Genomic DNA, 13,192 nt, shown 5'->3' on the forward strand with positions numbered 1-13,192 from the left:
GTTGTTAATGTTCTTCAACTATTTTTGAACCAAATCAAATAGTTTAGTACGCTCCTTTACTGCTGGTCACGACCTGAATTGTTTTCAGCAGTATTTGCCAGTCTAAAATTAAAGACCAATTTTGGATGTAAACGAAGTCTAAATTAAAAATCTCTTCCGAATCGGTATCAGAACGACCGCTGACCTGCCATAGACCAGTAATTCCTGGTAAAACTTCATGACGCAAAAGCTGATAGGGAGCTAGTTTGGCAACATCGCGGAGTGGTAAAGGGCGCGGACCGACCAAACTCATTTCTCCTCGCAAAACATTAATCAATTGTGGTAGTTCGTCCAAACTATAGCGACGGAGTAATCTGCCAACTCTGGTAATGCGCGGATCTTCTTTAATTTTAAACAAAATTCCTCCTTTTACTTCGTTTTGAGCTTCTAACTCTGCTTGTAATTCATGGGCGTTTTCTGCCATCGTGCGAAATTTCCACACTTTGAAATAGCGACCTTTAAGTCCAACACGATTTTGTTTATAAAAAATTGCTCCTGGAGAATCGAGCTTAACCATCGTAGCAATGAGCAATAGGGGAAAAGCAAGTACTGTTAATAACAAGGATGAAATTAGCAGATCGAAAATACGTTTACACCAAAAATCAACTCCGACAATCGCAGCAGAGCAAAACCGAATCGTAGGCATTCCTCCGAGCATTACCATTTCAGAGCATTGTTCGGGCAACTTGAGATCGACAGCTAAAATTCTCCAGTCAATCCCCGCCGTTTTTAACTCCCAAGATAATAAGATCGGATTTTCGACTTTCTCCCACGAACAAAGGAAAATTTCATCAAATTTATACTTGCTAGATTGGTTCAAAATCCTTTTCCATTTCTGACGATCTTGACAAATAGACAAATCAACAGCGCCTTGAATTTTAAATGTTTTAGTGGAGTTGATTAATTGCTTAACTTTTGTAGTATCCTCCAAAGTTCCTAAAAGCAACACTTTATGTCTAAAACAATCAAATTTGGTTTTAATACTTACAACAGCTATCTTTAACAATATTCTCTGGCTATTAATTACGATTAAAGTTAACCCCCAAGCCAAGACAAAGACTGAACGAGATATCCATAATCCAGGCTGTAGCAAAAAGATAACCAACAAAACAGTAACTTGTGCCAAACAAATAGCTTTAAACAGATTTAAATAGCTGCGATTTTTGCGATCGCTTCCATAAATCCCCGAGGCAATCATCATACATAAATTTATCGGAACAATCAACCACAAAAAACCAAGTTCTTCTTGATTTGGTCGCCAAATAAAATAGCTATTAACAGGAGTACCGACTTTTTGAGCTATTATCCAGGCAAAGGCGATCGCCATGCCATCAAACAAAGCGATCGGAAAGATTTGCAGCAAAAATAAGGCTTTCCAGCCGCTAATCTTGACAACTGTTGGATTGCGAATATCCATTAATATTTCAGAAGCATTATCTAGCAACGGGCTAACAAATAAAGAGCGCTCTGTCTTGAGTATTTTACTCAGTGCAGATCTCAAATAACCGTAAAATGCAGACACAGACAAATATTGCTTTAACAAAACGATAAACTTTTGACCGTATAATGTCTGCCAAAACATTTTCTGTTTTCTCGGCTTCAAGTTTTTTGGTGGCATTGGCTACACCGCAGTTTAATTAATAATATATTTTCTCGAGGAAACTGTTGTAGAATTCTATATTTTTTTATCCAAGTTGATTATGTATAAACTTTACTCAATAATCCAAAAACGTGTAATACAGAGTAAACTTACGATACTTAGCTAAATAGTAAAAAAATCAAGCGATAAATTTGGTAGCAAATATTACTTTACCTATATTTAATGAGGTGAAAATAAAATAATGTTGGATTTAACTCAAACTATAGCACACCATAATTAATTGTCTTGAATTATGCTAAATAAAATTAAATATAAGAAGCTAGTAGTTGCTAATTGCTTTGAAATCGAAATTGATCGCATTTTAATTTTTGTCGAAACCATCTCGGAAATAGAAGCTTTTCGGGAATTAAATTTCTACCATTTTGAATTTACCTACCGCAATTTAGAACAAGGAACTATATCCAACATCTTTTTTTTGGGAAACATGGCTCTGGAGCTAATCAGAATAGAGAATTTAGCTCTAGCTACCAGATACTCGACACAAACAAATATGGATATTATGACGCGCACTCAGTGGCGCAGAAATCAAGCTCTTCCGTTTGGGTTTGTTTTACGTTATGTAACCAGCCAGCAACCTAGATCGAGACGTCGTTGTGACAATGCTGATGGACAAAAAATCAACAGCATTCAAACATACTCACAAATAAATTTCTCCAGTAAAAATTTACAAGAATTACAGGAACCAGCTTGTTATATAGTTTCTAAATCACTCACCTGGGAAAATTTGCTCGATAATGCCTCTGCGATCAAACAAAGATTGCTGGCACTTCAGTCAAAAACCAGCAAGCTAACAAATATCCAAATTACGCTTAATACTTTTAAACCCTTAACTAAAACTGTTTCTTTAATTTCTACTTTAGATTTGATCGATATAAAGCAAGAAAATTATCCAAAACTAAAACTAGAGTTTGACCAAGGTTGTCAGCAGCAATTGTTTTTGGCTACATTTTCGACAATACCAATGATTATTTCTTATTGATGGTGTTTATTACAAATTAATTACACGCTTAATATCAGCTTGTTTAAGATGGCATACGCTCCACTTTTCAAGGTAAAGCAGCATCAAGCAATTACTTGTACTTGTTAAATTTTGTAGTCAAAAATATCAGCAATAATACTGAGACACGTTCCACTTTACAATTAAAAGAACAAGAATTTAAGCAATTTTGCTCTGGTTTTTTATTGATAGCAAAATTACGCTTATATTAAATGTAATTTTTCTAGATTTTCTCAAAAATATCATAAATCTATTCTTATTGAAACAACAGGATGCGCTCTAGGACTTGTAAAAAACAATAATTTTTGCTTGAGACGAAAAATGGTTTCTGCCATAGTGTAAACTGGATTACAAATGTTGAGTAGATCTTTAAAAGTTATATCAATTCATTCATATAGCTCTATGTAACATTATTTAAAAAAATGAAAAAAAAACTAAAAAATAACCAAATTTCCAACAGCTTTGATTATAATGTTTTGGAATTAGAGCAACGTTCGATTGTCAAACAACGAACAGAAGAAATTAAAGAGCGTTTGAAACGCTCGGCTCAAGATATATGGGAAATAGGTCAAAAACTTTTTGAAGTGCGTTCTGAACTGGCGTATGGTCAATTCGACAGCTGGTTAAAAGCTGAATTTGGCTGGAGTCGCCGCACAGCGTATAATTTTGTTAAAGTTTACGAAGCTTTTCCCGAACGTGCAACTGTTGCACAAGTTAGTATAGCAGCATCTGCTCTCTATCAATTATCTTCACCATCTACTCCCAAACAAGTGCGAGAGGAATTTATCCAAAAAGCAAAAGATGGAGAAAAGATCACTCGTAAAGATATTCGTTTAGCTGCCAAGCAAGAAAAACCGTCACTTGCCTTAAATGCTACTGTTACCACAGAAAAAACGGCTACTTCTCAACAGCAAATTATTTCGATTATTCCTCAAGCTACTAAGGCAATTAAAATATTAGCCGAACAATCTCAAGACTCAGACGATTTGAGCGACTCGGTTGAGCCAGAACTTCGCTCCCAAGGATGGTATAGTTTAGGAGAACAGCACTTTCTCTTTTACGGTGACACTGCGTCCCCTCAATTCTACCAAAATATACCAGAAGCCGATCTCGCAATAGCGATTACCTCTAGTGATTGGGATCATGATTGGTTAGTTGATAAAGTAGAAAATTTGCTTTTGTTAAAAGAGTCATCTTGGTCAACAAAATCTCTCTCTACATTAATTTCACTGCTTTGCGAACCAGACGGCACAGTACTTTTTCCTTGGCTACCAGATGAGAACATGATTGATTCAGCCCATAAACTAGGCAGAATTATTGTAGCAGGGGATCCCATCCTAGAACGCTGTCAAAAGGCGATCGCCAAATCCAAATTAACGCCGAAGCTAATTTCACCACTTGAGAAACTGTAAAGTCGTTGACAGAAACAGCAGTGCTTGAAGAGTTAAGTCAAGCTAATCTTAGGGATTGTCAAAGACACTTCCAGGGGCAGTAAGCAAATTGGCAGCAGCAGACGGATAACTAAGCTTTTTGGTTTCAGAGACTAGTATTTCTTGATAAGATGTAAAAGCTGTTTGAGCCGAGCGCCGCCAATTAAATTTAGTTTTGACAGTTTGATAAGCAGTATGACCCATCTGCGCCAGTCGTTGCTTATTTTCAGTTAGCTGCTCAAATGCCTCTTGTATAGCTTGAGGATTTCCTGGCTCTACCAAAATGCCACAATTTTTGTCGATCTGATAGGGAATTCCTCCTACTTTAGTTGAAATTACTGGCAGACCAGATGCCATTGCTTCCAAAATCACGAGGGGCAAGGTATCTGATAATGTTGGGTACACAAACAGATCGGCATATTGAAACAGAGAAATAACATCTTGATCTGGTATCCAGTCCGTAAAAATAATTTTTTGGCGATCGCCTAGTTGGCGAGAAACCGCATCGTAGTCAATACCAGTTCTTTTTTGACCGCAGACAATTAAAGTAAAAGATGTTTTAACTTGGCTAAATGCTTCTAAAAGAAGATCAACTCCTTTGTTTTTAGTGTGATTTCCTAAAAAGATACCCACTGGCACATTTTTTTCTGACAATTTCGGTAAATTAAATTTATTAGTAATTGACTGGACTTGTTGTGGGGAACTTCTAGAATAGAATGCTTCATCTACACCATTAGTAACAATGCGTATTTTCTCCTTCTCGATGCCCAGGGCTGCCAACATCGGATATTCCAGGGGAGAAAGAGCAAATATTCTTTGTGCGTGTTGAACTATATAATCTATAGGCTTTTCAATACAGAACTTCCAAGCCAATTTCTCATGTAAATATTTTAGTGAATAAGCTTTTCCACCAGAGGTTATTTCACAAAAACCATGAGTTGAAATAACATAAGGAATTTTTTGGTTTACGCAAGCTTGAGCTACACGTTTGGCTTCCAAAGCCGGAATAACATTATGTAGATGAACCAGATCGTAGTCTCCATGTTGGATTAAAGAGGGAATATCCGATCGGTAGAACAAAGTGCGAAACTTATTGGGTAATAATCCTCTGGTAAAAGACAAAACATTAGACGATTTTCGTGCCAATAACTTTGCCTTGCCAAAACTACTATTTATTTCCTCAAACGAAAGGATAGCAATATCTATATCGCAATAGTCGGCTAACGAAGCGCTTAAATGCTTGGCTGCATTAGCAGCACCACTGGCACTTAAATGGGGAGGAATAATAACCGCAGCTAAAATTTTCATAGGTATTAATAGTCAGCTAAGATTTGTGAGTATTTTTGACTAGGTCGACAACACAATACAGTAAATAAAATTTGATAGTCATCAATTGGCATACAACTCAGGCTTGGCGAATGTAGCAGTCGATAAAGAATATTTTTCAACTAGATGAGCAGGAAGATCTGGCTCATGAATCATTTCTTGGATGGTGTCATTAATATTAAATTTTGGTTTCCAGCCAAATAAAGCTTCAATTTGGGAAATATCAGCATGAAGATAAGGTCGGTCTACTTTACGCAGGCGTTTAACATCTTGTTCAATCTTAAATTCAATTCCGCTAAGACGTCTTATTTTATTAAGTAATTCAGTGACCGAATATTGCTTCATAGTTCCTAGATTGACGGTAATAACAGATTTATTTGATACTTCTCCACGAGATGCTACGGCCCAGAAACCTCTGGCAGCGTCGCGAACGTCAATATAATCGCGTTTAGGAGATAAATTGCCTAATTTAATCGTGCGTTGCGATGACTTTAGTTGAGCAAAAATTTCTGGTAATAAATGGGGGTTAGTTTCACCTGAACCAACTACATTAAATAAACGAACAATGATGGCAGCAAAGCCTCGCCTTTTAGCAAAATATTTAACATAATGTTCGCCTTGAAGTTTGGTAAAGCCATAGATATCCATTGGTTCGGTGGGAGAATTGGCTTCGCTGTGGGGAAGATCCTGAGGACTGTAAATTGCTCCACTACTAGCAAATACAAATCGGCAATTTAGTGGACACAAAGACAATAAATTGACTGTTCCTTCAATGTTTGTCGATATCGTAAGACCAGGATGCATTTCACATTCTGGGATATAGTGAATTGCTGCTAGATGAATTATAATTTCTGGCTGAAAATCATTAACAACTTGAGCCAGTTTTTCAAGATCGCGAATATCTATATTTTCTAGTTGAAAATAGGGCAACTCTTCTCGATTAAACCGAGATAATCCATATCGATGATTGTCAACTACACAGATTGAATGGTCTTGCATCAGAAGCCGAGTCAAAGCACGTCCTACGTACCCTCTGCCTCCCGTAATTAAAATTTTCATCGTATTTACTTGTTCACAAGAAGGTAAATTGTAAGGAGCTTTCCCCGCCTTTCGAGGCGGGGCTTGTCCTAGCCGCAACCGTGTCGCGGAGGACGCGAAGCTTATACTAAAGCCCTAAAGGATTAGAAGTTCGCGTCACGCGAAGCTAAGGCGCGTTTTGGGTCAGAAGATTCTGTCCCAAAAGCCGCCGCTAGTCATGCACGGGCATCGTCCGAAGGTTTCCCTGAACGGACGACACGTAGTTAGTGCTTTAGCATACCGCTACGCATATACCATGCACGGGCGACGCGAAGCTAGTACTTTAGTGAATCCTTTAGGGCAAGTCTGAAACACTCAAAGCAATGCTTTTGGTTTAACTAGATTTCTTCTGCCATTGCTCAAAGTAATAGCCTTTAGAACCTTTTAATAAATAGCGTTTTCCCCGCGCCAATAATTCGAGTAGCTTTCTGACAGCTGATTGAATATGCAGCGGAGTTTTTTGTAAGAAATGATCGTGTCGTAATAAAGCGATTTTTTTCTCTGCGTTTTGTTCCTCATAAGCAATGAGCGATTTATTTTCTTTATGCCATCTAAAGTCCGCCAAATAAGAAGCAATGTGAACGAACCGATATTTTTTTCGAGCCAGACGTAAAAAGAATTCATAGTCCATTGAATATTTGAGTGAATTATCCAAAAAGTTTTCCTCTTCAAATATCCTGCGCTTAAAAAATGTGGATGTACTGGGTATGTACAAAACATGAAGATATTTGAGAATAAAAAAATCAAAGTCGAGTTCTTTTCTAAATTGGATGATACTGCCCTGTTCATCTATCCAACGATAGTCTCCATAGGCAATATCGCTTTCCGGGAAACTAGCGAAAGATGCCGCAATCTTGTTAAAGCATTCAGGTAAATATAAATCGTCGGCATTAAGCCAACCAATTATGTCACCTGTTGCCATCCGAAATCCTTGATTTAGCGCATCGCTTTGACCTCGATCTGGTTTAGACTGCCAAATTAGATGAGGATACTGTTGCAAAATTTCAACTGTTCGATCTGTAGAACAATTGTCTAAAATTATATGCTCAAAATTAGAATAATTTTGTTGGAGTACGCTTTGGATAGCTGAGTCGATAAATTTCCCCTGATTAAAAGAGGGTGTAACGATTGATATCTTTGGGTACGTTCGATCCATCGTAGTTTAATTATATAGTGTTTTTGAGTCTTGACTAAAATCTTTGCGGATCTACGGATTTTGGTTCTTAAAGCAAGATACAAAACCGTTAAAAAAACTAAAGAACGGTGCGTAATAAAAATACTAATTAGTATTTTTATTTTTTTCTGCTTCAAGCTATTTGATTGACTAAATCCTGATGTTGTAAGCTATAACTGAATTAATTTATGATTTGATCAGTTACGTCTCTAATTATTAATGCAGCTATATATCTTTTACCAATAAAGCTTATATAGATAAACTTCTTGTAAAATCTGATTGCTATGAGCAAGTCATGTATTTAAATATTCAAATTCAATAGTATACTCAAATTCAATATTTTTTCAACATCATGTAAAAATATCTCTAAACATGAAAATTATTTTTTCAAGCATTGAGCAATCTATAACCAGCAAAATCAAGTAATCGAGCCAGGATTTCAGCATTATCTCTGTTTAAACTATTGTGGAACAATTGTTAACAGACTATCACCTCAAGGCATTACTTATTTTTGTAACGCCTGCCAGAAAATATAGCGATCGCTTTTGGCTAAAAGTGTTTCCAGTTTGACTTTTAGTGTTTTCTGATACCACGAATTATGCAGTTAATTGACAAATAATAGCTAAATATGCTTTCATGTGTAAAATCAAGCTATTAACATAACATCCTTCATAGGATTGCCATAAATAGACGTTATCCTTAGCAAGTATGTAAGTACTGAATTTATTTTTAAGTAAAACAAAGATCTTTATTCCCCCATATTGGAAACTCTGTATACTCTGTCAAGATTCTCTATTTGGGCTTGCTTAAAATATATCAAATATTATGCAGCTCAATATTTGAAGACTATGCTTAGAATTTCTCTTATTGAACGCAACTACATATCTATTTTATTGACACGGTTTTCTACAGCGCATCATAATGACGGCTATTTCTAAATAGATAATTCAAACTTATGCTCAACAAATTCTTAGCCAACAACCATCAGCAACCACCTGTATTTATATTAGGAACAGGCAGAAGTGGCACTACACTTTTGCAAAGAATTATTAATAGTGCGGAAAATGTAGTCATTTGGGGTGAACATGGCGGTTTTCTAAGCCAAATTGCCGAGGCTTATTTTTTAAATTTTGAAGATAAAACAATACTTCACAACATTCCTCTGCGAAATAACCCTTTTGATACTCCTCAAGCTAAAGCTCAACAACTAAAAAATTCTAAACTATGGCCAGCATGGTGTAACTGGTATAGCCAGAAAGAAGTCAAAGATATTTTTCGCTCTTTGATCAAAAACTTTTTTAAGCCCCCTAATGTTACTAAAAATGTGTCTTGGGGATTTAAAGAAATTAAATACGGTCAAGGTTGCCGAACTTTAGAAATGCTTGCAGATTTATATCCTGATGCCAAGTTCATTTTTATAATTCGCGATCCAGTAGATGTAATTGCAGCATATTTCTTCAAATACTTGAAAAAACAATCAGGTTTGGGCGATCGCTTAACAATTTCACAGGCAAAAAATCTTAAAGAGAACTGCGAATTTTCAATTGCCAGGGAAGCCGAGGCATGGAGAAAGCAAAATACTTATTTTAGAGACTTCAAAGCAAAAAATAGCCCCACAAGTTTGCTGGTTGTCTACGAAAATTTAATTGCCGATCCCAGTATTGCCGAGTCAACCCTAAAATGGCTGGGCGTTTCGTATTCAAATGAAAAAATCTGGTCAATTTTAGCGATGAAAGAAGGCAGAGGTGAATCACTCAAGGCAGAAGCAGGTAAAGCTCGTTCAATTTTGACTGACCACGAAATTGACCAAATCAGAGAAATCACCAAACAAGTTACCAAAGAGTTTGAACTTGTGACCAAATAATTTTTACCAACGAAAATAACCAGTGAAATCCAGATATTACCGATATTTCCGCAAAAATAAGCAGACAATAATCAGTCTTGCCATCATAATTGGGTTATTAATTTTCTTGGTGATCCAATTATCGGCTCAGGTATTACCAAGCGGTAGTAGATTAAAAGATTTGGCAACATCTGATACCAAAATTGGCAGTGTGGGGACATATAATACTCTTTTCCCAGAAGACGGCAAAAGCCAGCAAAAGTATAGAACTTTATTTAAGCGCGAGATGAGCGCGGGAACAGTCTTGTGTTATCCCAAAACCCTTTGGACAGGTTTCAAACAGTATGATTTTTCGCAGTTTAATACTACAGTTAACTGGTTTGAGGATAGCGGACTCGTGCAAATGGCTCATTTACTAGTTGGTCCAAATCAATATTATCCTCAATGGTTTCTGGATAAGTCTTACACGAACGCGCAATTAGAAGACATTATGGAAGATTATATTCGCGAGGTGATGCACAGCAACAATAATGGCAGCAAAATTGATATCTGGAATGTGGTTAATGAAACTCTTTGGCTCGAAGGCGGAGCTCCTTATACAGGAACGATCTGGAATCAATTAGGAACGGAAGAGGATCGATCGGGACTGACAGGAGCGGACAAAGTACTGACTCATCACCCCGTCTACATTCGTAAAGCATTGGAAATTGCTCGAAAATATACCAACAACAAGCTAGAGTTACGAGATAACGGGATTGAATTTCCAGATAACGATGAATATCAAATGTTTTATCAGTTGGTAAAGCATCTACTCAATCAAGGAGTACCGTTGGATGCCGTCGGTTTTCAAACACATCTAAGCACAGATGACACTTATGATTGGGAGGGCTTGAAAAACAATATTAGAAGGTATAAAGATTTAGGGTTAGAGGTTTACATTACCGAATTGGATGTTGGCAATGACGGTAGCAAACAGGGAAGAAAAAAACAGAAACAATATTATTATAACGTGGTCAAAGCGGCTAGAGAAGGGGGTGTCGATCAGATTCACCTGTGGGGATTAAATGATGGACAAATGGGTGATTATCGCGAAGATGAGTTTGCTCTTTTATTTGAAGGTTATATGGAGCCAAAGCCTGCCTACTATGGTTTCCAACAAGCTTTAAGTAACTATAACTAAAAGGGCGTTAGTAAATCAGCAGCTGAAATTTTATTTAAATATAAAGGTAATCTAATAAATGCCAATCCATTTTAGCTAAGAGCCAAGAGCAATAAGATTATTATCGGGCATCTCTTCATCTTTTTCAGCACAATATTTATAGACATGATTATTTATCTTGCCTCATATCCACGTTCGGGAAATTCATTAACTCAGAAAATAATTCAGACTTTTTTCGAGCGACCCATAACTACAGATGATCGAGGAAGCAGAGGTAGAGGAAGCCAAAAAGCCAAGACCTATGCTAGTGGCACAGTATCTTTTATCACCAACTGGCGTTGGCCAAATGAAAATTCTCATTCGCCATCACGATGGGATAAATTACAAGCACGAACTTTGAACAACAATCTCAATCGGTGGATTGCTTGGTACGACTTAAATGTACCGCCCTATACGAAAAACTGTCGCTACCTACTTCCTGACTGTTCGAGAGTGCTGACTCCAAAACATCGTCAGCAGTTAGCAGGTGAAGATTGCTACTTCTTTATTAAAACTCATCGACTTCCGTTTAAAAAGTATTTTGAAGGTGAATATGTAATCCAGCCCATTCGTCATCCTGGGGCGGTTCTTTGGTCTTATTTTAATTTAAAAAAGGCTAATGGCAATACGACAATTTCTTTATCGCAAGAGATTAGGGGAAGTTCATGGAGTAATTATCATCAGCTTTGGAGTAAAGCCATTCCTCTGGTGAACGGCAGATTAATCCGTATTCGCTTTGAAGATTCACTCTTAAATCCTCTGCAAAGCTGCGAGCGAATATCAGCCGCGATTGGACTTGGATATAATTCAGCTAATAAAATGACCTCATTTGAAGAGTTGAATCAACAAGATCCCAAACATTTTCGTGCTGGTCAAGCTAGAGGTTGGGAAGAATATTACACTGACCAGCAAAGACAACTTTTGCAGAATATACATGGTTCTACCATGCAGCAGCTTGGTTATGAAATGATAAAACCAATAAAAGTCGCACACCAATAAATATAATTTGTAACTTATGCATCAGACTCAAATCACAAGTAGGCTTTCGATTGGCGATCGCCAACCTTTAACTTTAATTGGTGGCCCTTGCGTCATAGAATCAGAAGATTTCACGTTAAAAATGGCCGAGGAAATTTACCAGATATGCGATCGCCTAAACATATCTTTCATTTTTAAATCTTCTTTTGACAAAGCTAATCGGACTTCAATTAATTCCTTTCGCGGTCACCCCTTGGACAGAGGGCTAAACATCTTACAAAAAATCAAAGATCGGCTGGGCATACCCGTTCTTACCGATATTCACGAAAGCAATCAGGCTGCTACTGTAGCCCAAGTAGCAGATGTTCTGCAAATTCCTGCCTTCCTTTGTCGTCAGACTGATTTGCTCTTGGCTGCTGCTGCTACGGGAAAAGCGATTAATGTCAAGAAAGGTCAGTTTCTCGCCCCTTGGGACATGAAAAATGTGGTCAAAAAACTAGAACACGGTGGGGCTAAAAATATTCTTTTGACTGAGCGGGGTACTTCTTTTGGCTACAACAATCTCGTGGTAGATTTTCGTTCTTTACCGCAGATGCGAGAACTAGGTTATCCAGTAGTTTTTGATGCGACCCACAGCGTTCAGATGCCAGGAGGCAAAGGAGACCAAACAGGCGGACAGCGAGAGTTTGTCCCCTACTTAGCCAAAGCAGCAGCAGCAGTAGGTATTGATGCCTTGTTTATGGAAGTCCACGAGACTCCAGATGTTGCTCCTAGTGATGGTCCTAATATGATACCTTTAGCCAATTTAGAAAAAATTCTTAGACAGGTAGCCAGTATCCATAATAATAGTTTAGAACTAACTATCCCTGTAGGCGTGTCATGAGTAGAAATTTAAACGCTTTACAGACTCGTTTGTCTGAGGTTAAGCTACTGGCACTAGATGTAGACGGTGTCTTGACTGATGGTGGTCTTTACTACAGTAATACCGGAGAAGAGCTAAAAAAATTTAATGTCAAAGATGGACAGGGAATCAAGTTGGTCATGCAGGCGGGAATTGAAGTAGCCATTATTAGTGCCAATAATTCTGCTGCAACCCTTTATCGAGCAAAAAAGCTAGGTATTCAGCGTGCTTTTGTTGGCATTGACAACAAGTTAGCTACTCTCCAACAAATTTGTGCCGAACTAAATTTATCTCTGGCTCAAGTCGCTTATGTTGGTGACGATCTTAACGATTTACCAATTTTACAGTCTGTTGGTTGTCCCTTAACGGTAGCTGATGCCATACCAGAAAATCAAGCTCATGCCGTATATGTAACTGAGTTAAAAGGAGGGCAAGGATGCGTTCGCGAAATCTGCAATCTTTTATGGCAAGTACACCAACGCAAGTTACAATCTTCATTGTCTAACGGCAGAGTCTCGTCAAGCGGGAACGAGATAATTTCTCACCATAAAAGCAAAATTTTTGATTGA

General features: G+C 37.5%; 12 protein-coding genes. 8 read left to right on the top strand and 4 right to left on the bottom strand.

Features of this window, described 5'->3' with window-relative positions:
- Nucleotides 1-43 precede the first annotated feature (43 nt).
- Complete coding sequence (locus V6C71_06380) at nt 44-1,657, bottom strand: sugar transferase (GenBank protein HEY9768123.1); 1,614 nt, start codon at nt 1,655-1,657, stop codon at nt 44-46.
- A 274-nt stretch (nt 1,658-1,931) separates the two neighbouring features.
- Here V6C71_06380 and V6C71_06385 point away from each other — a divergent pair, with 274 nt between their 5' ends.
- Together V6C71_06385 and V6C71_06390 are read left to right on the top strand one after the other, a co-directional pair.
- A complete protein-coding gene (locus tag V6C71_06385; GenBank protein ID HEY9768124.1) occupies nt 1,932-2,678 on the top strand; it encodes a hypothetical protein in 747 nt (248 codons plus the stop codon).
- A gap of 440 nt (nt 2,679-3,118) precedes the next feature.
- Nucleotides 3,119-4,108 carry a DUF3102 domain-containing protein gene (locus V6C71_06390; protein HEY9768125.1) on the top strand — a complete coding sequence of 330 codons (990 nt, stop codon included), beginning with the start codon at nt 3,119-3,121 and terminating at the stop codon, nt 4,106-4,108.
- Nucleotides 4,109-4,156: 48 nt separating this feature from the next.
- Here V6C71_06390 and V6C71_06395 read toward each other — a convergent pair whose 3' ends face one another.
- Both V6C71_06395 and V6C71_06400 read right to left on the bottom strand, forming a co-directional pair.
- Nucleotides 4,157-5,434 carry a glycosyltransferase family 4 protein gene (locus tag V6C71_06395; protein ID HEY9768126.1) on the bottom strand — a complete coding sequence of 426 codons (1,278 nt, stop codon included), beginning with the start codon at nt 5,432-5,434 and terminating at the stop codon, nt 4,157-4,159.
- 81 nt (nt 5,435-5,515) lie between these two features.
- A complete protein-coding gene (locus V6C71_06400) occupies nt 5,516-6,511 on the bottom strand; it encodes an NAD(P)-dependent oxidoreductase (protein HEY9768127.1) in 996 nt (331 codons plus the stop codon).
- Nucleotides 6,512-6,707: 196 nt separating this feature from the next.
- Between V6C71_06400 and V6C71_06405 the strand changes: the two genes are divergently transcribed.
- Nucleotides 6,708-6,839 carry a hypothetical protein gene (locus V6C71_06405; protein ID HEY9768128.1) on the top strand — a complete coding sequence of 44 codons (132 nt, stop codon included), beginning with the start codon at nt 6,708-6,710 and terminating at the stop codon, nt 6,837-6,839.
- A gap of 24 nt (nt 6,840-6,863) precedes the next feature.
- On the opposite strand, the gene V6C71_06410 is transcribed toward V6C71_06405, so the two are convergent.
- Nucleotides 6,864-7,685 carry a glycosyltransferase family 2 protein gene (locus V6C71_06410; GenBank protein ID HEY9768129.1) on the bottom strand — a complete coding sequence of 274 codons (822 nt, stop codon included), beginning with the start codon at nt 7,683-7,685 and terminating at the stop codon, nt 6,864-6,866.
- Between the two features lie 973 nt (nt 7,686-8,658).
- Between V6C71_06410 and V6C71_06415 the strand changes: the two genes are divergently transcribed.
- From V6C71_06415 to V6C71_06435, 5 genes are all read left to right on the top strand, one after another.
- Nucleotides 8,659-9,567: a sulfotransferase gene (locus V6C71_06415; GenBank protein HEY9768130.1), complete on the top strand. Its 909-nt coding sequence runs from the start codon at nt 8,659-8,661 to the stop codon at nt 9,565-9,567.
- Nucleotides 9,568-9,676: 109 nt separating this feature from the next.
- Complete coding sequence (locus V6C71_06420) at nt 9,677-10,726, top strand: endo-1,4-beta-xylanase (protein ID HEY9768131.1); 1,050 nt, start codon at nt 9,677-9,679, stop codon at nt 10,724-10,726.
- A gap of 144 nt (nt 10,727-10,870) precedes the next feature.
- Nucleotides 10,871-11,743: a sulfotransferase domain-containing protein gene (locus tag V6C71_06425; GenBank protein HEY9768132.1), complete on the top strand. Its 873-nt coding sequence runs from the start codon at nt 10,871-10,873 to the stop codon at nt 11,741-11,743.
- A gap of 16 nt (nt 11,744-11,759) precedes the next feature.
- Complete coding sequence (kdsA, locus tag V6C71_06430) at nt 11,760-12,605, top strand: 3-deoxy-8-phosphooctulonate synthase (GenBank protein HEY9768133.1); 846 nt, start codon at nt 11,760-11,762, stop codon at nt 12,603-12,605.
- A complete protein-coding gene (locus tag V6C71_06435) occupies nt 12,602-13,192 on the top strand; it encodes an HAD-IIIA family hydrolase (GenBank protein HEY9768134.1) in 591 nt (196 codons plus the stop codon). Before kdsA ends, V6C71_06435 begins: the two co-directional genes overlap by 4 nt.

Origin of the sequence: Coleofasciculaceae cyanobacterium (assembly GCA_036703275.1) — a bacterium.
Taxonomy (GTDB): Bacteria; Cyanobacteriota; Cyanobacteriia; order Cyanobacteriales; family Xenococcaceae; genus Waterburya.